The 26,053-nt window shown below is 44.9% G+C and carries 17 protein-coding genes; 7 read left to right on the forward strand and 10 right to left on the reverse strand.

Translation table 11 applies throughout. From position 1 onward, the window contains the following. Window positions 1-27: 27 nt before the first annotated feature. Window positions 28-2,856: an excinuclease ABC subunit UvrA gene (gene uvrA, locus ABS301_RS07620; protein WP_349671641.1), complete on the reverse strand. Its 2,829-nt coding sequence runs from the start codon at window positions 2,854-2,856 to the stop codon at window positions 28-30. Between the two features lie 282 nt (window positions 2,857-3,138). On the opposite strand from uvrA, the gene ABS301_RS07625 reads away from it, so the two are divergent. Next, window positions 3,139-5,112, forward strand: coding sequence for a YARHG domain-containing protein (locus ABS301_RS07625; protein ID WP_349671642.1), 1,974 nt, complete (start codon window positions 3,139-3,141; stop codon window positions 5,110-5,112). 68 nt (window positions 5,113-5,180) lie between these two features. Here the strand turns inward: ABS301_RS07625 and ABS301_RS07630 are convergent, their stop codons facing one another. The 8 genes from ABS301_RS07630 to ABS301_RS07665 all read right to left on the reverse strand — a co-directional run bounded on the left by ABS301_RS07630 (window position 5,181) and on the right by ABS301_RS07665 (window position 17,881). Then, window positions 5,181-8,570 carry an ATP-binding protein gene (locus ABS301_RS07630; RefSeq protein WP_349671643.1) on the reverse strand — a complete coding sequence of 1,130 codons (3,390 nt, stop codon included), beginning with the start codon at window positions 8,568-8,570 and terminating at the stop codon, window positions 5,181-5,183. Further along, complete coding sequence (locus ABS301_RS07635; protein ID WP_349671644.1) at window positions 8,551-9,201, reverse strand: DUF4194 domain-containing protein; 651 nt, start codon at window positions 9,199-9,201, stop codon at window positions 8,551-8,553. The genes ABS301_RS07630 and ABS301_RS07635 overlap by 20 nt, the downstream gene beginning before the upstream one ends. After that, complete coding sequence (locus ABS301_RS07640) at window positions 9,198-10,559, reverse strand: Wadjet anti-phage system protein JetA family protein (RefSeq protein WP_349671645.1); 1,362 nt, start codon at window positions 10,557-10,559, stop codon at window positions 9,198-9,200. Before ABS301_RS07640 ends, ABS301_RS07635 begins: the two co-directional genes overlap by 4 nt. A gap of 184 nt (window positions 10,560-10,743) precedes the next feature. Then, entirely contained in the window at window positions 10,744-12,729 is a 1,986-nt protein-coding gene (gene ftsH / locus ABS301_RS07645; RefSeq protein ID WP_349671646.1) for an ATP-dependent zinc metalloprotease FtsH, read from the reverse strand. Between the two features lie 144 nt (window positions 12,730-12,873). Continuing rightward, window positions 12,874-13,854 carry an ABC transporter permease gene (locus ABS301_RS07650; protein WP_349671647.1) on the reverse strand — a complete coding sequence of 327 codons (981 nt, stop codon included), beginning with the start codon at window positions 13,852-13,854 and terminating at the stop codon, window positions 12,874-12,876. 15 nt (window positions 13,855-13,869) lie between these two features. Beyond that, a complete protein-coding gene (locus ABS301_RS07655) occupies window positions 13,870-14,973 on the reverse strand; it encodes an ABC transporter permease (protein WP_349671648.1) in 1,104 nt (367 codons plus the stop codon). Continuing rightward, window positions 14,970-16,499, reverse strand: coding sequence for an ABC transporter ATP-binding protein (locus ABS301_RS07660; RefSeq protein WP_349671649.1), 1,530 nt, complete (start codon window positions 16,497-16,499; stop codon window positions 14,970-14,972). The genes ABS301_RS07655 and ABS301_RS07660 overlap by 4 nt, the downstream gene beginning before the upstream one ends. 107 nt (window positions 16,500-16,606) lie before the next feature. Next, complete coding sequence (locus tag ABS301_RS07665) at window positions 16,607-17,881, reverse strand: BMP family ABC transporter substrate-binding protein (protein WP_349671650.1); 1,275 nt, start codon at window positions 17,879-17,881, stop codon at window positions 16,607-16,609. Between the two features lie 344 nt (window positions 17,882-18,225). On the opposite strand from ABS301_RS07665, the gene pyrG reads away from it, so the two are divergent. Beyond that, complete coding sequence (gene pyrG, locus ABS301_RS07670; protein ID WP_349671651.1) at window positions 18,226-19,827, forward strand: CTP synthase; 1,602 nt, start codon at window positions 18,226-18,228, stop codon at window positions 19,825-19,827. A 54-nt stretch (window positions 19,828-19,881) separates the two neighbouring features. Here pyrG and ABS301_RS07675 read toward each other — a convergent pair whose 3' ends face one another. Further along, the gene (locus tag ABS301_RS07675) at window positions 19,882-20,736 is read right to left on the reverse strand and encodes a TraX family protein (RefSeq protein WP_349671652.1); all 855 of its coding nucleotides are present in this window, start codon (window positions 20,734-20,736) and stop codon (window positions 19,882-19,884) included. A gap of 368 nt (window positions 20,737-21,104) precedes the next feature. Here ABS301_RS07675 and ABS301_RS07680 point away from each other — a divergent pair, with 368 nt between their 5' ends. From ABS301_RS07680 to ABS301_RS07700, 5 genes are all read left to right on the forward strand, one after another. After that, on the forward strand, window positions 21,105-22,283 hold the full coding sequence (locus tag ABS301_RS07680; RefSeq protein WP_349671653.1) for an ABC transporter substrate-binding protein: 1,179 nt from the start codon (window positions 21,105-21,107) through the stop codon (window positions 22,281-22,283). Window positions 22,284-22,409: 126 nt separating this feature from the next. Beyond that, window positions 22,410-23,291 carry a branched-chain amino acid ABC transporter permease gene (locus ABS301_RS07685; protein ID WP_117417363.1) on the forward strand — a complete coding sequence of 294 codons (882 nt, stop codon included), beginning with the start codon at window positions 22,410-22,412 and terminating at the stop codon, window positions 23,289-23,291. Window positions 23,292-23,301: 10 nt separating this feature from the next. After that, a complete protein-coding gene (locus ABS301_RS07690; protein WP_349671654.1) occupies window positions 23,302-24,405 on the forward strand; it encodes a branched-chain amino acid ABC transporter permease in 1,104 nt (367 codons plus the stop codon). After that, complete coding sequence (locus tag ABS301_RS07695) at window positions 24,405-25,271, forward strand: ABC transporter ATP-binding protein (RefSeq protein WP_349671655.1); 867 nt, start codon at window positions 24,405-24,407, stop codon at window positions 25,269-25,271. The genes ABS301_RS07690 and ABS301_RS07695 overlap by 1 nt, the downstream gene beginning before the upstream one ends. Beyond that, window positions 25,258-25,968, forward strand: coding sequence for an ABC transporter ATP-binding protein (locus ABS301_RS07700; RefSeq protein WP_170823671.1), 711 nt, complete (start codon window positions 25,258-25,260; stop codon window positions 25,966-25,968). The genes ABS301_RS07695 and ABS301_RS07700 overlap by 14 nt, the downstream gene beginning before the upstream one ends. Window positions 25,969-26,053: the final 85 nt, after the last annotated feature.

Genomic DNA, 26,053 nt, shown 5'->3' on the forward strand with positions numbered 1-26,053 from the left:
CGGGATCTTCCGCTCATAAATCATCTTCTACTGCTCTAAATACTTCTTCACATAGTAACCGGTATAAGACTCCGCACACTTCACGACCTCTTCCGGCGTACCCTGGGCAATAATCATTCCACCCTTATCTCCGCCTTCCGGACCGATATCAATCAGATAATCGGCTGTCTTTATAACGTCTAAGTTATGCTCGATCACAACCACTGTATTGCCGCCCTCAGACAGCTTCCTGAGAATCTCAATCAGCTTGTGTACATCTGCAAAGTGAAGTCCCGTGGTCGGCTCATCCAGAATATAAATAGTCTTGCCAGTTCCCCGCTTGCTCAGCTCTGTAGCCAGCTTGATTCTCTGTGCTTCACCACCAGATAACTCCGTCGAAGGCTGACCCAGCCGGATATAGGATAATCCCACATCATTAAGCGTTGAGATCTTCCTCGCGATCGTAGGAACATTCTCAAAAAACTTCAGTGCTTCCTCTACCGTCATGTTTAAAACATCATAGATGCTCTTTCCCTTATACTTCACATCCAATGTCTCGCGGTTATACCGCTTTCCACTACAAACCTCACATGGTACATAAACATCAGGGAGGAAATGCATCTCGATCTTGATAATACCGTCACCGCTACAGGCTTCACATCGTCCGCCCTTCACGTTAAAACTGAATCTTCCCTTGGAATACCCCTTTGCCTTGGCATCCGCCGTGGAAGAAAACAAATCACGGATCAGATCAAACACGCCTGTATAAGTGGCTGGATTGGATCTCGGCGTTCTTCCAATGGGTGACTGGTCAATCGCAATAATCTTATCCAGCTGTTCCGTTCCTATAATCTCCTTATGCTTTCCGGGAATCGTTCTGGCGCGGTTTAACTTCTTTGCCAATGCCTTATAAAGGATCTCATTCACCAGAGAACTCTTACCAGAACCGGATACACCGGTGACACAGGTCATTACGCCCAGTGGGAATGTCACATCAATATTCTTTAAATTGTTCTCTCTCGCTCCCTTTACCGTAAGATAGCCGGTAGGCTGTCTTCTCTCATTGGGAACCGGAATTTTAATTCTTCCGCTTAAATAAGCGCCGGTAACGGAGTCCTTATTCTTCATGATCTGCTTTGCATTGCCGACAGCCACTACATTACCGCCATGTTCACCAGCACCCGGTCCAATATCCACGATATAGTCAGCGGCCATCATGGTATCCTCGTCGTGCTCTACCACGATTACACTGTTACCCAGATCTCTCAGATGGAGAAGCGTCTTTAACAGCTTGTCATTATCTCTTTGATGAAGCCCAATACTTGGCTCATCTAAAATGTATGCCACACCCACCAGACCGGAACCAATCTGGGTAGCCAGTCTGATTCTCTGAGCCTCTCCGCCGGAAAGGGTTCCTGTAGCGCGGGTCAATGACAGGTAATCCAGACCTACATCGATAAGGAACGAGATTCTCGCCCTGATCTCCTTTAAGATCTGGTCTCCGATTGCATGCTGCATATCAGTCAGCTGCAGCTCGTCCATAAAATTACGGAAACGGACGATGGACATGTTAGTAGCGTCGTATATATTCTCATTCCCTACTGTTACAGCAAGGGATTCCTTCTTTAATCGCTTGCCGCCGCAGGCAGGACAGGGCGTAATTCTCATAAATGTCTCATATTCAGCCTTAGAGGATTCGGAATAGGTCTCCCGATATCTTCTGGCAACATTCTGTACCAGTCCTTCAAATGCTACATCGTAGACTCCTTCTCCACGCTGTCCCTTGTAGTATACCTTGACCTCTTTTCCCTTGGTTCCATGGATCAGAATGTCATGAACTTCCTGTGAGTAGTCCTCGAAGGGTGTATCAAGGCTGAACTTATATTCTCTCGCAAGAGCATCTAAGACTGCACGGGTATAGCTTCCCTTATCAGTACAGGACTGCCAGCCCAGCACCGTGATGGCTCCCTGATCAATACTTAAGCTCTTATCAGGAATCATTAAATCCTCGTCAAACTCCATCTTATATCCCAGACCAAAACAATCCGGACAGGCACCAAAGGGGTTATTAAAGGAAAAACTTCTCGGCTCCACTTCATCAATGCTGATTCCGCAGTCCGGACAGGAAAAGCTCTGGCTGAAATGAATGGGCTCTCCGTCAATAACATCGACGGTCATCAACCCGCCAGCCAGCTCCATCACGGTCTCAATGGAATCGGTAAGACGCTTTGCGATTCCCTCACGGATGGCCAGACGGTCCACAACCACATCGATACTGTGCTTAATGTTCTTGTCCAGCTTGATCTCTTCAGAAAGCTCGTAGAGACTGCCGTCAACCTGGACTCTTACGTATCCGCTCTTGCGGGCACTCTCCAAAACCTTGGCGTGTTCTCCCTTTCGTCCGCGGACAACCGGAGCCAGCAGCTGGATCTTGGTCCGCTCAGGCAGCTCCATAATCTGATCCACCATCTGGTCAATGGTCTGCTTGCGTATCTCTCTTCCGCACTTGGGACAGTGGGGGATACCGATTCTGGCATAAAGAAGCCTCATATAATCATAAATTTCCGTAACGGTACCGACTGTGGAACGAGGGTTACGGTTGGTTGACTTCTGGTCGATGGAAATGGCCGGTGACAGACCTTCAATACTCTCCACGTCCGGCTTCTCCATCTGGCCAAGGAACTGCCGTGCATAGGAGGAAAGAGACTCCATATACCGCCTCTGACCTTCAGCATAAATGGTATCAAAGGCCAGGGAAGACTTCCCGGAACCGCTGAGACCGGTTAATACAACCAGCTCATTCCTGGGAATGTCCAGACTCACGTTCTTTAGGTTGTGCTCATTGGCACCTCTTATCTTAATATACTGTTTTGCCATACTGTACTCCTGTTATATCCTGAAATTTATTAATCTCACAACAATCGAATGCGGACTTATGATATGAAGTCCGCACCCGTAGTTACTCAGCAACCGGTTTTCCCCATTATAGCACAACATGAACCGCATTGCAAACATTTGTTCGATAAATATTTAAATCCTGAATGCTTTTCTTAGAATCCAACATGCTTTTCTCGTCTGGAATAAAATTATGGTAAAACTGTCTTTCGAAAAAAAAGCATGGTATAATTATTATAAACCACAAGAGAGGAATGAAGATATATGAAACCACATCCATTGTTGCCAGTTATATTCCTTACTCTTTCCTTAACCGCCTCCGGATGTAAGATGAATTCCCGGTTAGAGGAGACCCCTTCCCCACCGTCTGAATCCATCACAGAACAGGATACTGAGGCACAGGAAGAAAGCAGTACGGAAGCTGGAAAATCAAATACGGAAAATAGCGTCAGTCCGGTAACAGTAAAAACCTGGACTACGGTTACCAGTGAGAAATATACTGACCGCGGTGCTCTGATTTACCGTTGGAACAGCCGGGTGCCGGAGGTGATCATTCCAGATAACCCCACTTCCCAGTATCTCATCAACCGAAACGTTAGAGAGAATGATCAGAACACCAGGCGAAACAATTTTATCAGTGATGCCATGGAAATCCCACCAGCAGATGCCGGTAATCCACAGAGAAATTATCTTTATATCTTTGATTATCAGGTATTGCGTAATGACGGAAGACTTTTAAGTCTGAAGCAGAGCGGTGCCGACATCAGGGGAACGAACCGCAATGATACATTTACCTTTTTCAGTTCCTATGATGTAGAAAATGGAAAGAGGATCACTCTTTCTGCTCTTTCCGATGATCCGGAGGGATTAAAGCTGGCACTTGCCCAGGCTGCGGCAGGTCAGGCATCTGCCGATGGCAGTTCCAACGCGTCCCTTCTGACCCAGATCATGTCTTCCGACCTCAGTCAATTTGCACTTTTAAAGGAAGGAATTTTATTATCCGCTCAGTGGAATGGCGGAAAAACCAGTTCTTCTGCCGGTCAGGAAACACTGATCCCTTATGAACAGGTCAGAGATAAACTCAATGATTATGGGAAACAGCTCATGGCTGCTGCTCAAAATTCCAAAGATGAAGCCGTAAATGCCATGGTACAACCAGATTATATATTTCCGGAAAGCAGCACAAGCTGTCTTACTGGAGGAGACTTGCTGGAAGCTGATCCATCTGTGCTGAGACTGGCAAGAAACGAAATCTATGCCCGCCATGGAAGAAAATTTGATGCAGCAGATCTGCAGGAATATTTCAATAGTAAATCATGGTATCACGCTGAGACGTCTCCCGCTGATTTCAAAGAGGATGTTCTAAACGAGATTGAAAAGAAAAATCTGGAGCTGATTAAAACAGCAGAAAGTCAGCTGCCTGATAAAGAAATCACTGATGAAGGTGTTACCTTGAAAGCAGACAAAGATTATTTACTGGACTTAGATGGTGATGGTGTCTGCGAAACCATTCGCTGGAGCAGCACCGAAGACCCGAAAGATTATGATGAGAAAAGCCTCAAACTTTCAATTAATGGCAAGAACCAGACCTCAGTTCCGGAAAATGTAAGGGGCACCATCAGACTGACAGCATTGGATCTGAATAAAAAAGATCAGCAAATTGAGCTTCACCTGGATATATCCCAGGAATCCGATTCCCTTTTCTCATACAGCTTCTATCGTTACCAAAACGGCAGTCTGGAGTTGATTGGAGATCTGGCGGGACCTGTCAGTGGAGGAAATGGATCTCTTTTCCGTGAGAGCGGATTAATAGCGGAAGGAGACGGAATTTTGAAAGTATCTGCAGATACCCCATTTTCAGGATCTACTCTCCAGTTTGGGTGCTACTTCGTAGATCTAATCTGGTCCTATGAAGACGGGAAATTAAAGGAAGTACCCCAGAATGTTTATTTCAATAAGAATTATGACATGATCACCAACGCGTTTCTTCATCAGAATCCGGAGAATTATTATGTGGTATCCCATACGTTTCCTGTTGCAGCAACTATGGAAGGAGATACCCCCGCTTTCTCTGTCAACCCTGGAGAAACAGTCTGCCCAATCGGCTGGGCAGTAAAGGACGGACACTCCTATATCCTGGTTATGAACGAGGCCGGAGCCTGTGGATGGGTAAAGGAATCAGCCTGGGATGCAGATCCTGATACAGCATATTATCTGGCAGTTCCTGCTTGGGGATAAAAAAACACCTTGCATCGGCAAAAAAATCCGGGCAAGGTATTTTTTTCGTTATGTGATCAGGCAAATGATTATTCTCCTGTGACGCCACCTGTCTCCTCATCTTCCTCATCAAGTTCCCTCATCAGCTGGGGAAAGCTCTCCCGCTCAAATTCCTGTATGGATATTGATTTCTTGTTGGGGTTTGCGAAAACAAAGGTTTTGTCTACATTTTCCACATAGTTCTGGATCTTATCATTGGTGGCGCTGATAATGGCCTGGAAACCAAGACCGCGGATCAGCTCGATACAGCTTGCCACCTTTTCCCCATCCATCTTGGAAAATGCCTCATCAAGAACTACAAGACGGATGGTTGGGTTTCTCTGAATCTTCTGAGGCACATTGATCCGGTATGCCTGGGCAAAGCTGGCGAGAAGCGCCACGTAAAGGGGATTCTGCCCCTCTCCGCCGGAATTCTTCTTAATCATCTTGCTTAAACGGATCTTAATGACTTCATCCTCATTCTGGATCAGCTGCTGCATGTCAAAGGTCAGATAGGTACGGTAATCCGCATATTTATCCATATTCCGCTTTGCTTCCTCCATCTGCTCCGGGGTTGCATTTTCCGGCGGAATGAAGATATTAATCAGATCATTGATTAATTCTCCGTACTGGTTTTCATGCTCCATGGTGAAAAGATCCATCTGGTTATCCAGGGTATCCGTCAGCTGGGAAGGATTGATTTCCAGAGAATCATCCATGAACATATCATAGTACCTGCCATCCGGTCCTTTATTCTTTCCAATGACAAACTGATACTTGTCCTTTCCGAAATCCAGTCTGTTGATAATCCGGTTCAGCTCATCTCTTCTCTGCAGCGCATCCCGAATGGCGCTACGGATCTTAAACATAAAGTCGTCTTTAAAATGAAGGACTGCGGACTTTGCCTGTTCTGCCGCCATATTTTTATATTCTTCCAGATTTGCGCACTCCATGATCTCCAGAAGACGGTCATATTCCTGATTATCTTCTGCAGTCAGTGAAAAGTTCCGGTTGGGATACTTACGCACATATTCGCCTCTTGCAGAGACAAGAAGGCGGTACGCCTCTTCCCGGGCTTCCTCCGCTCTCTTTAAGAGAGCAAAGTATCGATCCTTCAAACGGTCATAGCGGGGAGTTTCATTGCCATCCAGAGATGTTTTTAATACTCCCTCCAACTCCTGGTCGGCCTCCAGTGCCCGTTCCCTCGCTACCAGTTCTTCTTCCAACTGTACCGCTTCACGCTGGAACTCTTCTGCCTTTCTCTGAAGGTCTCCCATGAGACGGTCTAACGCCCTTAACTCGGCACGTTTTCCCTCGCAAAGACCTAAAATGGCTTCCCTCTCCTTTTCCCATTCCTCCACATTCTGGGCTTTCAGCTTTTCCAGCTTCTGCTCCAGCTTTCGGATTTCTTTCTCTTTTTCTCTAAACGAAGCGATTTCCTGCTGCCACTCTGCATAGACCTCTGTTCCCTCTGTCAAAGCTTCCAGAGAGAGAATGCGGCTGCATTCCCCTATTATCAGTTCCTGCGGCTTCTTCTCCGCCTCCATGGCCTCCAGATTCTTTTCCAGAAGACGGATTCTGCGGCGTACACTGTCCTTGCCGATGTAGGCAAATCTGGTGTAATGATCGGGATTTATGTGCTGTAAGCGGAAGGTGTGGTACAGCATACATTCCGGCGTGATACCGATGCGGCAGCTGCGGAGTTCTTCCAGGCTTTCGCATTTGATCACCTTTCCAAGGAGTAAATCCAGGTAAGGCTGCAAATAAGACTCTCTTGCAATCACTTCTTCCACAAGGGAATTGGTAAGAACCTCATGGGTGCTCTCTCCTGCCCTCTCTGTATCCAGAACTGCCACATGAAAGGCTTCACTCTGATCCAGTTCCTCATAGACTTCCATGGCTGCTTTTGCATAGGCTGGAGCAACCACCAAAGACAGCTTGTGATTGCCTAAATATCCCTCTGCCGCATTTCTCCATTTCTCATCCCGGATATCCAGAAGATCCGCAAGAACGTGAACCTCCACTGCCTTGCCGGTCTTTTGAAGAAGACGCTGCTGGAGAAATGTTTTAGCCCGCTCCACGTGCTTTGGATAAGCCTTGCTTCCTGCTTTTAACTGGGTAAGTTCCTCACTGGTCTGACGCTCCCGTTTCTTAATATCCCTCAAAAGGCTTTCCGCCTCTTTTTTTGTGTCCTCCGTCTCCTCCTGCATCTGGGCAATGGATTTCTTTAACCTGGCAAGCTTTTCCTCATCGATGGTATTTTTCTCAAATTCCTCAATGTCCCATATGGTCTGGTTGGAGGTGGATTCCTCATCAATCCATGCGTTCAGGCGTTCTGCCGTCTGCTGCCATTTAACCACACTCTTATTTAGATGGTTCACCAGTTCCCTGGCTGACTCCAGCTGATTCTTTAAGTCTTCATATCCGGTGGAAGAAATCTGGCGGAGAAGCTCTTCTCCCTGCTTGGTCAGATCATTAATCTGAACATCCAGCCCTTCTTTTCGCTCTTCCTGACGGGTATACTCCTCCCCTGATAAACGGATCTTATCCTTCAGTGCCTGAATTCGGGTCTGATAATCCAGAATCTCCATTTTGCGGAAATAATAGGTGTTTGACCGGATTTCTTCATCCTTTTCCAGTACAGAATCGTAGAGCGATCTCATTTCCTTCAAATATCCGATCTCGACAAAGGTATCCTCGATCTTCTTTCTCATCCGCCCATACTGCATAACGCTTTCCTGCATATCCTCAATGTGAATATCCTGTTCCATGCAGATATATTCCTTTACGAAATCCTCCAGCCGGATATTCATGCGGAACGGAATTGCTCGCTTAAAGAGCAGAGGAAACTTCTCCGAATCCAATCCCCCCAGATAGACATCATACAGCTGTCTGCGGAACCGTTCGTTATGGGAGGTAGTAAAATACTCATCTTTCTCATAATGAACCTGAAGATAAGAAGTCACTTCATCAATTGTCATGGTTCTTGTTCCGGTGCGATATTCATTTTCCCATAACGGGCCTTTGTGCCAGAAAAACTTTCTTGATATATCATTGGTGGCCGTTTCCACATCAAAGATAATTCCCACACACTGGCATTCCCCATTGTCTGTGCGCTTCAACTCCAAAGCAATGGTGGTGGAGAAATTCTGGTTCCTTAAATAGGCAAATTCATTGTTTTCTCCAATGTTCACCATTCCCCTCAGATATTCAATCAGGTTCCGGTCCGAATCGTCGGCAGCCGCCTTATTAAAGAATCCTCTTCCGTCGGTATTGGCATAAAGCAGGATTTGCATGGCATCGATGACCGTTGATTTTCCGCTGCCGGAATGTCCGGTGAAGAAATTGATCTCTTCATGAAAAGACAAAGTCTTACGGGTAATATAGTGCCAGTTATTTAAAAGTATCCTGGACAATGCCTCAAAATTCTGATTCGTCATCGCTGTCTCCTTCTTCTTCAAATGATTCCAGCAGAGACCTTACGTCATCGCCAAATAAAACCACATTGATGCTGGGGTAGATAATCATGCGGTTGTCCCCATCTAAATCTTCCAGTACATCAAGAGGCTCCAGAATCTGATATTTTTTCAGCAGAGCGATAGCACGGCGGATCTCCGTAACAGAAGGCTGCTTTTTGAAAAGCCGGTAATTACCAAGCTTATCGTGGATCTCGCTTATGGTAGTATAAACATTGATGCTGGTGGAAACTGCTGCCATTTGCTCATCATAAATCAACTTCAGCACCAGTATATAAAGGGTAGCAAGCTTTGGCAGCTTTTCTCCCATGGTGTCCTCTCCCTGTATATAGATGAGACCCAGCTGGCTGTTCTCCAGTACATTAATACCGCTGACTGCTAAATATGCCCGGATAAACTCCAGATGCTTGTTGCAGACTTTAAACTCCTGATTATAAATAAAACGGCTGGAACGCTTGTCATACCGATGTTCCAGGATAAAGGTCTGTTTTAACAGTAGCCGTATGGCATCTCTTAACTCCGCCTTCTCTCCCTGCAAAAGCCCGTCATAATATGGAATCTGGCTGATTGAGCCAGTATACTCTTCATTTGTCATACATCATTCCTCCTTACAAATACCAGCCGGGGATAACGGTACTTACCATTATCAACCAGCTCCGGATCCATATCCTCCACCCGATAAAGGCTTTTTCTCCTTATGGAATAATCATAAGCCAGAATCAGCTTTTCAAATTCCTCCGGTGTACGGATCGTATCTTCCCTGACCTCCATACGCCCATCTACCATGCGGGATTCAATATAGCTTTCAATTTCCCTCCTGCTGTAACGGTTCTTCACCCGGTTTAAATTCAGAATCTCCTCTGCAGTCAGCTCCGTAGGTTCCTCATCCGGCACCAGCGTTTCCTTAAACTCCGTTCTGCTCTTTCTCTTTTTATAAATGGATTTGTCAGAAAGAATTGCCATCTGGGATAAGTTCATACAATTCCCCGCTTTTTCTATGGCATCCTCCGAATCATCCACAAGAGATAAATGGTTTAACAACCGTATCACAAGACCTTTCATGTTATCTTCCTGATTGAGAAGATAGTTAAGCCTTGTTACCGTAGCACGGATGTAGCGGGAATGTTCCTTATCCATATTGGATATCCGGTGTTCGATGTGATCAAATCCCCGTTCAATCTGGTCCAGCTTTTCAGCCACATCGGCAGCAGTCACCCGGTTGGCGCTTCGCCGGCTCATCTCTTCCATCCACCCAATATCATCCCTAAGACTGCCGATCCACCGCTTGATATCATTTTTATAAAGATAAAAGTTATCCGACGTCTTCAAAATGTGGTACTTCTTTTTTACGATCTCCTCCACATAACCTTCCAGATGCTCTTTTAACAACTCCCCGTACGCCTTCTGCTCCAAAAGGCTTGCAAAGAACTTATCCATATTGTGAAGCATGTCCTGCAAAGATTTATTGAGCCGTTTCGTATTAACATAAGCCGTATTTAAAAGGCTGATTCCCGCCCTGGGATCATGTTTCAAAGAGAATAGAATGGCGTAAATATTCTGAATGTAGATCTGTGTCTCATCCTCTTCGTCGCTGGAAAGCTTAAAAAATGCCTCAATCATGACAGCGGCATAATCAGGAATTACGATATTTACCGTCATGGAGGCATAATCATCCACCTTGCGAAGCCAGCCTGCCCTCAAAAGCCAGTTTAATACTCTGGAAGCTGGGGGAAGCAATTCATCTGCCTCATCTTCCAGCTCATCCTGCCAGATCACCAGACGTTTCTGGACAAAATACTCCTCTAAAACCTGCAGGCACACCTCACGGCTTAAAAAGTAGTTGCTGTATTCATATTCTTCATTAATTCTTAAAAGAGCTTCTATGTAAGTGGGCCGGTTTATGGAACGGAACAGTCCCCAGAAACGGTCCGGTATTTCATTCATCAGTATCATGGTTGTTTTGACTCATCTCCCATCGCTTCGTTATTTCTATAAAAACAGACAGAAAGAAACGGCTATCATCCTACATGACAGCCGTTTGATTCTTCGTTTCTTATTGTATCTGATTCAAGGCTATTGCCTTTATTATACCAAAAATCTCCATGTGTTACAATCAGTTTGTGAAACGGTCAAAACATCATAACTCCGTTTTGTCCTCTGTGTCACCATGAAATCCCTCTGTTTTCGCCTTAACTTCTTCTTTCACCCAATCGGTCAGTCCGTCTTTTGGTTCCTCAGATGCTTCGTCTTCTCCTGACTCTCCGTCTGATTTCACCGGTTCCGGAATTCCTTTTGCTTCACGGAAGATCTTCATGAATTCTTTGCCGGTAATGGTCTCTCTCTCGATTAAGAATTCTGCAATCTGATCCATGATATCCCGGTTCTCCATCAGAAGATTCTTAGCTTCCTCATAAGCCTCTTTTAACATCTTCATGACTTCTTCATCGATCTGGGAGGAAGTTGCTTCTGCGCAGTTCATAACCATTCTTCCGCTTAAATACTGATCTTCTTTCGTAGCAAGACCGATGAGACCAAACTTATCCGACATACCGTACTGGGTAATCATGGCACGGGCAACCTTGGTGGCCTGCTCGATATCATTGGCTGCTCCAGTGGTAATGGAATCAAATACGATTTCCTCTGCCGCACGTCCGGCTAAGTAACCAACCAGCATGGCGTGAAGCTCTTTCTTGGAGTTTAAGAACTTCTCTTCCTCCGGCACATGCATTACATATCCCAGCGCTCCCATGGTTCTTGGAACAATGGTGATCTTCTGCACCGGTTCTGCATCCTTTTGAAGTGCGCTGACTAAAGCATGACCAACCTCATGATAGGATACGATCCGTCTCTCTTCCTTATTAAGAACCCGGTCTTTCTTTTCCTTACCAACCAAGACAACTTCAACTGCTTCAAACAGATCCTTCTGGGATACTGCATGACGTCCGTTCTTTACTGCCAGAATGGCACCTTCATTAATCATGTTGGCAAGATCAGAACCAACAGCACCAGAAGTTGCAAGTGCAATAGCATCCAAATCTACTGTATCATCCAAAAGCACGTCTTTTGAATGAACTTTTAAGATGTCAACACGGCCTTTTAAATCCGGTTTATCTACGATAATCCGACGGTCAAAACGGCCGGGACGAAGGAGTGCGGGATCCAGGATCTCGGGGCGGTTAGTAGCTGCCAGAACCAGAAGACCCTTGGAAGAATCGAAACCGTCCATCTCGGAAAGGAGCTGGTTTAAGGTCTGCTCTCTCTCATCGTTGCCGCCGCCAAATCTGGAGTCACGGCTCTTACCGATGGCATCTACCTCATCAATAAATATAATACAGGGAGCGGATTCCTGCGCCTGCTTAAATAAGTCACGGACACGGGAGGCACCAACACCCACAAACATCTCTACAAAATCTGAACCGGAAAGAGAATAGAAAGGAACATGAGCCTCACCTGCAACTGCCTTGGCAAGAAGCGTCTTTCCTGTTCCGGGAGGGCCTACTAAAAGGGCTCCTTTTGGAAGCTTGGCACCGATCTTTGTATATTTTCCGGGATTATGAAGGAAATCAACGATCTCCGTTAAGGATTCCTTGGCTTCATCTTCACCTGCCACATCTTTAAAGGTAATTCCTGTTTCTTTCTGGACGTAGACCTTGGCATTGCTCTTTCCAACGCCCATCAGTCCGCCGCCGCCTACACGACGCATCATAAAGTTCAGTAAGAAGCCCATTGCTGCAAATAGAAGAAGATAGCTGACAATGGTCTGGATGAAAAAGTTTCCATCCCGGCGCGTCCTTACGGTTTCCACGCCAGCAGTACGAAGACGCTCTGCCAGGTTTAAATCGTTGTCCATTCTTACCGTATAATAGCTGACACCCGGCTTATATTCCTCCCAGGTCTTCTTGGGAGTAATGGTGATTCTGGTATCCTCAACAATAACCGATTCCACCTGTTTTTGATCTACCATATTCATAAAGATATCATAGCTTAATTCTTTATTCGTCCTCGTAGTTATGGCATTATGCAGATACGAGATGCCTGCTACCGCAATCAGAAACGCTGTAACCCAGATAACGATGGCCTGGGCATTCTTAGGCATTTTGTTATTCTGATTCTTGTTATCCATCTGTGTAAATTCTCCAATCCGGATAGTTTCTACCCATTCTATACCTCTATCATTATATTGTCATTCTCCCCATAAATCAAGAAAAGAATTATTAAATACTTATAAACACGCGGACTGGATGGAATTCACAATTTGAAAATTTTTTTAACGTTCTTCCCGGAAATAAGCCCGCCCCAGACTTGCCGGCGGCTGATGCTCTCTTTCCTTTCTAAGGCTGGTTATTATCAATACGACAATGGTCACTACATAAGGCAGCGCTTTAAAGATTTCCTGTGTGCTGCGGCTGAGTCCCGGAATGTATAAATAAAGGATGTAAAGACCGCCAAACAGAAGGGAACCCCAGATCGCATTGACCGGTTTCCAGAGTGCGAAAATAACCAGAGCAATGGCAAGCCAGCCTCTGTCTCCGAAACCGTTGTTGGTCCAGGTTCCGCCGGAATATTCCATTACAAAGTAAAGTCCGCCAAGCCCGCTTAAACCGCCTCCGATACAGGTTGCAAGATACCGGTATGCAGTTACATGAATTCCTGCTGCATCTGCAGTGGATGGGCTTTCGCCTACTGCTCTTAAATTCAGTCCTTTTCTGGTTTTGTTTAAGAAAAAGGAAAGTAAAATCGCTAAAATAATGGCAAGATAGGTTAAAAAACCATAAGAGAAAAACGCCTGACCGATCACACCCAGTTTGGAAAGTCCCGGTACCGGTGTCTTAAATGCTGCTCCAGTCACTGCAACGGAAATCTGTCCAACTCCGCCAGCCAGCTTTGATAAGGAACCGCCGAAAAAGTTACCGAAGCCCACACCAAACGTGGTCAGTGCAAGACCGGTTACGTTCTGGTTTGCACGGAGGGTAATGGTTAAAATACTGTAAATCAGACCGCCCAGTGCCGCGCATAAAAATGCACATAAAAATGATATAATAACGCCAACCAGACCATTTGGCTGAGCCGTGTTATTCTCATAAAGGAAGGCGCCGATCAGTCCGGCAATTCCTCCCATATACATCATGCCCGGAATTCCAAGATTTAAGTTACCGGATTTTTCCGTCAGAATTTCTCCCAGGGCTCCATAAAGGATTCCGATTCCCTGACCAATGACTTTTTGAATAAATATTACCAAAAATCCCATGAACGTTTCTCCTTCCTATTCTTCTGACCCAGCCTGTTTTGCGCTTCTTATTCTTACTTTATAATCAATGAAAAACTCACAGCCCAGGATGAAGAAGAGAATGATGCCGGTAATTACATCGGCGGCATTTTCGTTTAAATTGAACTGGGAAGCGATCTGACCCGCACCCTTTTGCATGAAGACAAGGAAAAAGGATACTAAAATCATGGCAAAGGTATTAAACTTACTCATCCATGATACGATAATGGCGGTGAAGCCTCTGCCTCCTGCCGTACTGGTGGAAATCGTATGGCTGGCTCCGCTTACAATGATAAAGCCTGCAATTCCGCAGACTGCACCGGAAATCGCCATGGTTCTTAAGATTACCTTCTTTACATTAATTCCGGCATATCTGGCAGTGTTGCCGCTTTCGCCCACAACCGATATTTCATATCCCTGCTTGCTGTATTTTAAATAGATAAACATAGCTGCTGTCAGAGCCAGTACAATCACCAGATTCCAGCCGTATTCCAGACCGAACAGCTTGGGAAGCCAGCCTCCCTTTGTCGCGGAATTAATGGTACCGACTGAGTTGGAGCCTTTGGGATTTTCCCAGAAAATAATTCCAAAGGTGACAACCTGCATGGCAACGTAATTCATCATCAGGGTAAACAGTGTTTCATTGGTATTCCAGTAAGCCTTAAAAAATGCCGGAATGATTGCCCATACCATGGCTGCCAGAGCGCTTCCTGTTAACATAAGAGGAAATAAAATCACAGGAGGAAGGGTATTTCCCAAATATATCATCATGGCTGCAGAAGTCACGCCTCCGATGAGTATCTGACCTTCTGCTCCGATATTCCAGAATCTCATTTTAAATGCAGGAGTAATACCAACTGCAATGCAAAGGAGTACCAGCGTATCACGGATGGTCATCCACGCACGTCGCTTCGTTCCCACTGCTCCATCAAAAATTCCTTTATAAACCTCCACCGGATTCAGTCCCGTCAGAGCAATAATAACACCTGCGCAGACAACCAGAGACAGTGCCACGGCAATCAGACGGATCAGCCAGGCCTTCCATGGCTCTATGGCTTCCCGCTTTGTCATCTGAAAAACCGGTTCCCTTCCTTTACTCATCCTTGTGTTCCTCCTGTCTTCATCATCAGTTTTCCGATTTCTTCTTTTGTGGCAGTCCTTCCGTCTACAATGCCGCTGATTTCTCCGCCGCACATAACCAGAATTCTGTCGCAAAGCTCCATCAATACGTCAAGATCCTCTCCTACACAGACAACTGCAGTTCCCTGCTTCTTCTGCTCATTGAGAAGATGATAAATGGTGTAAGAGGAGTGAATATCAAGTCCGCGTACCGGATAAGCAACCAGCATAACTGCAGGAGCCAGAGAAATCTCTCTTCCTACTAAAACCTTCTGAACGTTACCTCCTGAAAGCTTCCGCACCGGTACAGCCGTTCCAGGAGTAGCAATCTCAAGTTCTTCAATCAGCCGTTCGGCAAGACCCTTTGGCGCTTTTCTGTCAGCAAAAAACGGCCCGCCCTTCCGATAGCTTCGAAGCATCATATTGTCTGTCATGTCCATGGCTCCCACAAGTCCCATTCCCAGCCGGTCCTCGGGAACAAAGGATAAACGGACTCCGATTCTGGCAATCTCTGCAGCTGACATGGAAGTCAGTTCCTTTTCCCCGCCCTCCGGTGGATAATAGGAAATGGAACCTTCTGCGGAAGGAACCAGGCCTGCAATCGCTTCTAAAAGCTCTCTCTGTCCGCTCCCTGCCACGCCTGCGATTCCAAGGATTTCACCGCTGTTAGCAGTAAAGGAGGCATTGTTTAAAGTCTTTACCCCCTCCCTGCTGATACAGGTCAGTCCTTTTACATTGAGACGCTCCTTGGGGTTTACAGGGTCTGGACGTTCGATGTTTAAGCTCACCTTTTTGCCAACCATCATCTCGGTTAAGGATTCTTCTGTGGCATCTTTCGTCTCAATGGTACCGATGTATTGTCCTTTTCTTAAAACAGCCACCCGGTCAGACAGGGAAAGAACCTCGTTGAGTTTATGTGTAATAATGATAATGGAATGACCTGCTTTTTTCATATTGCGTAAAACGGCAAACAGACGGTCAGCTTCCTGAGGGGTTAAAACGGCGGTCGGCTCATCAAGAATTAAAATATCAACTCCGCGGTAAAGCATCTTTACGATTTCAACAGTCTGCTTCTGGGATACGGACATTCGGTAGATTTTCTGGTCTGGATCCAGATCAAATCCATATTTTCCGGTCAGTTCATTGATCTTGTCATTCACCGCTTTCCGGTCCAGAATCTCTTTTCCAGGCAGTCCCAGAATGATGTTCTCTGCTGCAGTAAGCACATCTACCAGTTTGAAATGCTGATGAATCATACCAATTCCCAGATCAAAGGAGTCTTTCGGCGACCGTATGGTGACCTCTTTCCCATGAATCAAAATCTGTCCCTCATCCGGATAGTAAATACCCGAAATCATATTCATGAGAGTGGTCTTTCCGCTTCCGTTCTCACCCAGAATAGAGAGAATCTCTCCTTTTTTTAATGACAGGCAGACTTTGTCATTGGCAACTACCTGGCCAAACCGTTTTGTGATATTTTTAAGTTCAATAGCATTATTTTCTTTCACCCGGCTAACCTCCGTTTCATTTTTTCCTCATTTTTCCATTGTCTCATACAACCCAAAAAGCGGGCCAGATAGTCTGGCGCCGCTTTCTGTTCATTTCCGGCGAAATCTTATTTATCGATGGTAGTAATGCCATCAATTAAAATATCAAATGCCGGTGCGGATCCGTGCTCAGATTCATGGAAATAACCATCTTCAATATACTCAACATCGCTTCCGTCTTTTTTATAGGTCTCCAGTTTTTTGCCGCCTACAGTGAAGGTAGAGGTATCGAATACATGAAGAGTTCCTGCCTTGATGGCATCTTCTACTTCTTTTACCTTCTCCTCTGTTCCAGGAACTACTGCATCTTTGTTCAGTTCTGTAATGGAGTTTGCTCCCTCTTTGTATCCCTGGCACCAGTCAGTCTCAATGGCCTTGCCGTCAATGACACTCTGTACTGCGTAGGTTACATATGGGCCCCAGTCGATGGATGCAGAAGTAAGTGCTGTCTTAGGAGCAGTTGCGATCATGGAAATATTATATCCAACGATTGGAACGCCTGCTGCCTCACATGCAGTAGGAGCACCGGTTGTATCAGCATGCTGGCTGATTAATACGCAGCCGTCAGAGATAAGGGCATCTGCTGCTTCCTTCTCAAGATCAAAGCTTGCCCAGCTGTTTGTATACTTCACTTCCATGGTTGCTTCCGGACATACGGAACGAACACCTAAGAAGAAAGAAGTATAACCACTGATTACCTCTGCGTAAGGATAAGCGCCTACATAACCAACTTTTACTGCATCCTTATTTACTTTGCCGTCTTCTACCATCTTGTTTAACTTAAGACCTGCAACAACACCGGATACATAACGTGATTCATAAACGTTTGTAAAGTAGTTGTGCATGTTGCTCAGTCCGCTTGTTGCAGCCTGATAACCGGTTGCATGACAGAACTGCACATCTGGATACTCTTTTGCAGCTTCCAGCATATAGGATTCATGTCCGAAACTGTTGGCGAAAATGATGTTACAGCCCTGATCAGCCAGATCCATTGCTGCATCCTTACAGGTTTCATCTTCCGGTACATTCCATTTAATAATGATCTGATCGTCTGATAAACCAAGAGCCTCTTTCATTTCCATTGCTCCCTTGTAATGAGCTGCCGTATAACCCTCATTCTCATCACCAACATAGATAAATCCAACTTTTAAATCTTCTTTGGCAATGCCGCCTTTGGCAGCTTCTGTGGTTTCAGCTTTCGACTCTGTCTTTGCAGTTTCTGAAGCCTGTGTCTCTGTTTTCTCTGCTGCGGTAGTCGCTTTCGGAGCGGAACCTCCGCATGCTGACAGGGACAGTGCCATTACACTTACAAGTGCAAGTCCCACCATTTTCCTCAATTTCATAGACTTTTCCTCCTTAAACATCAGCTGGGACCATGAAAAAAAGCGACAGGAAGGGCCAATGGCTCACCTGACGCAATTGTCATACCCTTATTTAATGTGAAAATACATTTATTAGTATATCATTATTTTTTCGCTTGTCAATAAGGAAGATTAATATCTGGACAAATTTTTATTAACCTCTGCGATGATTTCTTTGACCTTTTCCGGACATAATATTCATAGTAAATGTTTCCACTTAATTATCTTAGTTTTTTTAATTTACTACTAGATTTTTTATTAAAAAAGACGTATAATACTTTTTTTGAAAATATCCCCATACCATCACAGAAGGAGGTTACACTGTTATGTCAGTGAAATACGTATTTGTCACCGGAGGCGTTGTATCCGGACTTGGCAAAGGTATTACCGCAGCATCGCTTGGACGATTGTTGAAAGCCAGAGGCTACAAAGTAACAATGCAAAAATTCGATCCTTACATCAACATTGATCCAGGTACTATGAATCCGGTTCAGCATGGAGAAGTCTTCGTCACAGAGGACGGCGCAGAGACAGACCTTGACCTTGGTCATTATGAGCGGTTTATCGACGAAAGCTTAACAAAGAATTCCAATGTTACCACTGGTAAAGTTTATTGGAACGTACTGACCCGTGAACGGCGCGGGGATTTCGGGGGAGGCACCGTACAGGTTATCCCTCACATTACCGACGAAATAAAGAGCCGTTTTCACCGCAACCACAATTCCTCCGATACTGAGATAGCTATTATAGAAGTAGGCGGAACGGTAGGTGACATCGAAAGCCAGCCTTTCTTAGAGGCGATCCGACAATTCCAACATGAAGTAGGCCACGAAAATGCCATTCTGATCCACGTGACCCTGGTTCCATATCTGAAAGTTTCCGGCGAACTGAAAACAAAACCAACCCAGGCCAGTGTAAAAGATTTACAGGGAATGGGTATCCAGCCCGACATCATCGTATGCCGTTCCGAACTGCCCCTTGATGACGGAATCCGCAGCAAAATCGCACAATTCTGTAATGTTCCCAAGACACACGTAATACAAAACTTAGACGTGGAAGTATTATATGAACTCCCTCTTGTAATGGAAGAAGAACACTTGGCTCAGGTTGCATGCGAGAGCTTACATTTACCATGCCCGGAACCTGATTTAAAGGATTGGGCCGCAATGATCGATAACTGGAAACATCCGGAGCATGAAGTAACCGTAGCTCTTGTAGGAAAATACATCCAGCTTCACGACGCTTATATTTCCGTAGTGGAAGCTTTAAAGCACGGCGGAGTTGAAAGCCGCGCAGACGTTCATATCAAGTGGGTGGATTCAGAGCTTGTTACCGACGAGAACGCTTCCGAATACTTCAGTGATGTAGACGGAATTCTGGTTCCCGGAGGGTTTGGAAGCCGCGGAATCGAAGGCAAGATATCCACAATCCGTTATGCAAGAGAAAATAACATTCCGTTCCTCGGTCTCTGCCTGGGCATGCAGATGGCAATTGTGGAGTTCGCCCGCCATGTAGTCGGTTTCAGTGACGCCCATTCCGTAGAGCTTGATGAAACCACCACTCACCCGGTCATTCATTTAATGCCTGACCAGAACGGTATTGAAGATATCGGCGGAACTCTCCGCCTTGGTTCCTATCCATGCGTCCTGGACAAGTCATCCAAGTCCTTTGAAGTTTATGGAGAAGAACTGATTCATGAACGTCACAGACACAGATATGAGGTAAATAACGATTACCGTGTTGATTTAATCAAAGCAGGTATGAAATTATCCGGTATCTCACCAGATGGACGTATCGTGGAAATGATAGAAATTCCGGAACACCCATGGTTTATCGCAACCCAGGGACACCCGGAACTGAAATCAAGACCCAACAGGCCTCACCCCCTGTTCAGGGAATTTATCCGCGCTGCTGTTAATCATAAGTAGAATGTATTCGAAATATGGAGTCCGCACTCTTTCACTGAGAGGCGGGCTCTTTTTTTATTTTACAATCAGACAAACCTTACTTAGAATAAAGAATATTAAGATATGGGCGGGATAAAAGATATAAAAAAAGTATTTCATGCTTTTCCCTTTTTTACCGTTGTATAATAAAATAAATGGCAGAGCCCCTATCATCATCCATTGGATTGAATACCGGTCTATACCAATAACATGGAATCCTAAAATAGGAAAAATAAAACTTGATATATAAAAAAGTGTATCATAGTGATAATAGTTTAATCTTGTCAAAATTCTGGGAGCTATTCCAGCCATAGTAATAAAAGAGTATAAGAAGCAAAAAAGAGAATAATAAACCGCTATATGTTTTTTATTCTCTCTTATAAAATATAAAACTACTCCTAAGGATACAAAAATAAAGCCCCCTTCGTTAAAGAACATATTTCCCATAAAACCTATAAGCAGATAAATTATATTATCAGAGTAAATGTCAACATAATAACAGACTATTACACCAATCAGCTGCCAAACAATATATAATAATAAATAAGTTTTCCTTTTCGGATGCTTTTTACGGATACATTCATATAAATGAATAATTACTGCAATTGAAAATAAGGTTACAAATATATTATTATCTATATAATCACCATTAGAAAAGCAGTTTATTATGTAATCCAATCCCCCCATTCCTAAACCAAAAAGATACATTCGTAGCAGATAGACTTTTTTATCCCTTGTATGTGAAAACCCTGTTACCATGCAAAAAACAAATATGGGAGCAGACATCCTTCCAATATATCGAAACCAGATTGGTGCATTTGGAAAAAAGAGACCAATGTGGTCTATCACCATAAAGGCTAAAGCCAATATCTTTAAACTAAATGTAGTCATATATTTACCTCTCTAGATACTTACTTGTACCACCTGCATTTGATTTAAGCATAACACAGACAGCAGGTATACTCAACTTGTACAAATCTCTCCAACCGGTCATCCCTCTCATTTTATTTAGCAAATTTCCTGCCCTACGCTGAAACACCAGTAAACTCCATCGTTTCCACTAAGTTACCAGAAGTCGAAGCTGGCTTCCATTGCTAAAGCTTCATTTTTGTTCTTAAAATAAGAATTTACTTTATATTATTATTTTCTTTCATTTTTTTCTTGCACTTTTCTCATCTTCTGCTATAATATAATGCAACGTGTGTCTACACGGAGGACACTTGTTCTCGCATGAGATACACAAAAAGGAGGATAAAATTATGAAATTGAAAAAAGTATTTGCACTGACTATGGCTGCATGCTTAAGCGCCAGTGTAATCGCCGGATGCAGTTCCAGTCCCCAGTCTGCAAAGGATAACGGTGAGAAGGTAATCAAGATCGGAGTTTTTGAACCAACCACCGGAGAGAACGGCGGCGGCGGAATGCAGGAAGTTTTGGGTATGCGTTATGCCAACCAGACACATCCAACTGTAAAGATCGGTGGAGAAGAATATAAGGTTAAATTAGTGGAAGTTGACAATAAATCTGATAAGACCGAAGCGGTAAACGCAGCGCAGAAGCTTGTCAGCGAAAAAGTATCCGTTGTACTGGGCAGCTATGGTTCTGGTGTATCCATTGCAGCCGGACAGATCTTCGCAGATGCAAAGATTCCTGCAATCGGAGCTTCCTGTACCAATCCTCAGGTTACTCAGGGCAACGATTTCTATTTCCGCGTATGCTTCTTGGATCCGTTCCAGGGAACTGTTATGGCAAACTATGCCAATGACAATGGAGCGAAGAAAGCGGCCATTATCACCCAGCTTGGTGACGACTATTCCTCCGGACTTGGTTCTTTCTTTAAGACAGCATTTACCAAACTTGGCGGAACCATTGTAAGTGAAGAACAGTTCCAGACCAACCAGACAGATTTCAAGGCAATTTTAACCAATATCAAGGCACAGAACCCTGACATCATCTTTGCACCATCTTCCATTACATCGGCTCCGCTTATTATTAAGCAGGCCCGCGAGCTTGGTATTACCGCAACCATTGCCGCAGGTGATACATGGGAGAACTCAACCATCATTGAAAATGCAGGCGACTCTGCCAATGGCATCGTGCTTTCTACTTTCTTTGATGAGGCAGAACCGGCTAACGATGAGGCTGCTGCATTCATCTCCGGATTTAAGACCTACTTAAAAGAACAGAAACAGGACGAAATCATTCCTGCTGTATCAGCTCTTGGTTATGACGCTTACCTCTGCGCTCTTAAGGCAATTGAAACGGCTGGCTCCACAGATGGCACCGCAATCCGCGATGCATTAAAGGGTGTTACCATTGACGGTGTCACAGGAAACATTTCCTTCGATGAAAACGGCGACGCAAAGAAAGATATGGCATTTATCAAGACCGTTGAAGGTGGCAAGTTTAAATTCTTAACAACAACTACAGTAAAATAAACGCACATACCGCGACAAAGCAGTCACGAACGGATGAGTGGGGACGTAATTTTTTCCCCACTCGTTCCATTTTCAGGCTGATTTTATGCATATTCCATACTAAACAGATAGGAGGCATTTTGCCACATGAGTCTTTCAACCTTTTTACAGCAGTGCCTGACCGGTATCTCCTTAGGCGGTGCTTACGCACTGATTGCCATTGGTTACACACTGGTTTACGGCATCCTGCGGCTCATCAATTTCGCACACGGTGACATCTTTATGATGGCAGGCTATTTTATGATTTTCGCAATGGCAACGTTTCCATGGTATATCGCCATTCCCATCGTCTTACTCATCACCGTCTTTTTAGGTGTTTCCATTGAGCGGGTGGCATACCGTCCTTTACGTACCGCACCAAGAATGTCCGTTATGATTTCTGCCATCGGTGTTTCTTACCTGCTGCAGAACCTAGCTACTTACTTATTTACGGCACTGCCGAAGGGCTATCCGGAAATTCCGTTTTTAAAAAAGATCTTTAAAATCGGCGGCCTTTCCGCATCTTTCGTTACATTTCTCACACCAGTACTTACTTTAATCATTGTATACGCCCTGATCGTTCTCATTAATAAAACAAAAATCGGAATGGCAATGCGTGCCGTTTCCAAGGATTACGATACTGCTTCCTTAATGGGAATCAAGATCAATCGCGTTATCACCTTTACATTTGCCATCGGTTCTCTTTTAGCTGCTGTAGGCTCTATCCTGTATTTTACAGACCGTATGACCGTATTTCCATTCTCCGGCTCTTTACCTGGTCTGAAATGTTTCGTAGCAGCAGTTTTCGGAGGTATTGGAAGCATTCCCGGCGCTGTAATCGGAGGATTTATCCTGGGACTTGGGGAAACAGCCCTGGTTGCCATGGGTTATTCCACGTTCAGCGACGCATTTACCTTTGTTCTGTTAATCATCATTCTCCTGATCAAGCCTACCGGCCTGTTTGGTGAGAAGACAACCGATAAAGTGTGAGGTGTCATCTATGAAAAAGAAAGCATTTTCCAAAAACAAACTTTATACCCTGATTGCCTTGCTGTTCATCATTGGCATCCTTGGCTTTTTACAGGCTAACAGCGCCCAGTACAGCTATCAGATCTCTATATTGGAACGAAGCGCCATTTATGCAGTGGTAGCCGTTTCCATGAACTTACTCACTGGTTTTACCGGTCTGTTCTCTCTTGGTCAAGCTGGTTTTATGGCAATCGGAGCTTATACGGTGGCCATTCTTACCATCCCGGTTGATACCAGAGCCAGCGTTTACTATGTAGACGGCATCGCGCCCTTCCTGGCAAATCTTCAGTGCCCTTACTGGCTTGCACTGATTATCGCAGGACTGTTTGCCGCAGGAGTCGCCGCACTGATCGGTATTCCGGTTCTCCGCTTAAAAAGCGATTACCTGGCAATCGCTACTCTGGGATTTTCCGAGATTATCCGTGCAGTCATCGCAGCCCCTCAGTTAAACAAGATAACAAACGGTTCTTACGGATTAAAAAGTATTCCGGGTTTTCCAAACCTGTTTGTGGCATTCGGGCTTTGTGCCCTTTGCATCCTTTTAATGGTTCTTTTGATCAATTCCTCTTACGGCCGGGCATTTAAGGCTCTCCGTGAAGATGAAGTGGCAGCACAGGCCATGGGACTGAATCTGTTCCGCTATAAGGAGCTGGCATTTATTATCTCCTCTTTTTTCACTGGTGTAGGCGGAGGTCTTCTGGCCATCTTTATGCGCTCCATTGAATCCAAGACCTTTTCCATTAACCTGACCTATGATATTCTGCTGATTGTGGTTCTGGGTGGTATTGGAAGTGTGACCGGCAGCGTAATCGGATCTTTCCTGGTTACTGCAGGCAGGGAATGGCTGAGATTCTTTGACAATCCACTTTACATCGCAGGCGTTCAGATTCCACTGTTCCGTTCCGGTTTTCGTATGGTTATCTTCTCCATTCTTCTTATGGCAGTGGTACTCTTCTATCGCAGAGGTATTATGGGAAGCAACGAATTTTCCTGGAATGGACTGTTCCGGCTGATAAAAGGAATCCCTGGCAAACTAAAAAAGAAAAATAAAGCACAGAAGGGAGAAAACGCATAATGTCAGCGACAGCAAAAACCCGTGCAAATGTACTTCATATGCAGGACGTTACCATGCAGTTCGGCGGTGTTGTGGCGGTAAACGGCTTAACTCTCGATGTAAATGAGGGGGAAATCGTTGCTTTAATCGGCCCTAACGGTGCTGGAAAAACCACTGCATTTAACTGCGTGACTGGTATCTATGAACCCACCTTCGGACAGGTGGACTTTATGGGTGAGACCATTCTCTCCAACACTCCCAAGGGAAAGATGCAGAAAATCTATCTGGGAGAAGTAAAACCCAGACCGCTCTCCATCGTGCGTAATACGCCGGACGTTATAACAAAAAAAGGAGTTGCCCGTACCTTTCAGAATATCAGGCTGTTTGGTCAGCTGACTGTCTTTGACAACGTACTGATCGCAAAACATATGAGGGCAAAACAGAATGTATTTTCCGCAACGCTTCGCTTAAACAGCAGGGAAGAAGCCAGAATGCGGGAGGAAACCTCCGCTCTTTTAGAAGAGCAGAACTTACTTCATTTAAAAGATGAAATTGCCTCTTCTCTTCCTTACGGCCTTCAAAGACGTCTGGAAATTGCCAGAGCCCTTGCTACTGAGCCGAAATTTTTACTTCTTGATGAACCGGCTGCAGGAATGAATCCTCAGGAGACCCAGGAGCTGACTGATTTTATCAAACAGATCCGGGATTCCTACCACCTGACTGTATTAATGATTGAACACCATATGGATCTGGTTATGCAGATCTCCGACCGCATCTACGTTCTGGACTTCGGTAAACTGATCGCACAGGGTACCCCGGAAGAAATCCAGAATAACGAACGGGTAATTGAAGCATATCTGGGGGTGAGTGACGATGCTGAAGATTGATAACTTAAGAGTAAATTACGGCGGAATTGAAGCCGTGAAAGGAATCTCCTTTGAAGTACCGGACAAAAGCATTGTGACCTTAATCGGGGCGAACGGAGCTGGTAAAAGCACCACTCTCCGCTCCATCGTAGGTCTTGCAAAGCCTTCTGCCGGAAGCAGCATCACGCTGGACGGTCAGGAATTAATCGGTATGGATACACCAGATATCGTTGCAAAAGGAATTGCACTGGTTCCTGAAGGACGCCGGGTATTTCCGGATATGACAGTTATCGAGAATATTAAAATCGGGGCCTATTTAAGAAATGACAATCTGGATGAGGATATTAACTGGGTCTATGATTTATTTCCACGACTTAAAGAACGAAGCTGGCAGCTTTCCGGAACACTCTCCGGAGGAGAACAGCAGATGCTGGCAGTTGCCAGAGCTCTTATGAGTCACCCGAGAATCCTTATGATGGATGAACCGTCTCTTGGTCTTGCACCACTGATTGTAAAGGATATCTTCTCAATCATTAAGGAGATCAATAAAAAGGGTGTGACAGTCCTCTTAATCGAGCAGAACGCCAATATGGCGCTTCATACAGCTGACGTAGGATATGTACTGGAAACCGGACGGATCACCATGTCAGGACCTGGTAAAGAGCTTCTTGCAGATGAATCGGTAAAAGCTGCTTATCTGGGAAAAAAGAAAGATTAACAAAAAATGCAGACAGGAATATGACTGATTTTGATGTGACCCCTAAAAGTTAGACTTTATGGCGGAGTGGATTTTTCCACTTCGC

It is taken from the genome of Lacrimispora sp. (assembly GCF_031982545.1).
Lineage (GTDB): Bacteria > Bacillota > Clostridia > Lachnospirales > Lachnospiraceae > Lacrimispora.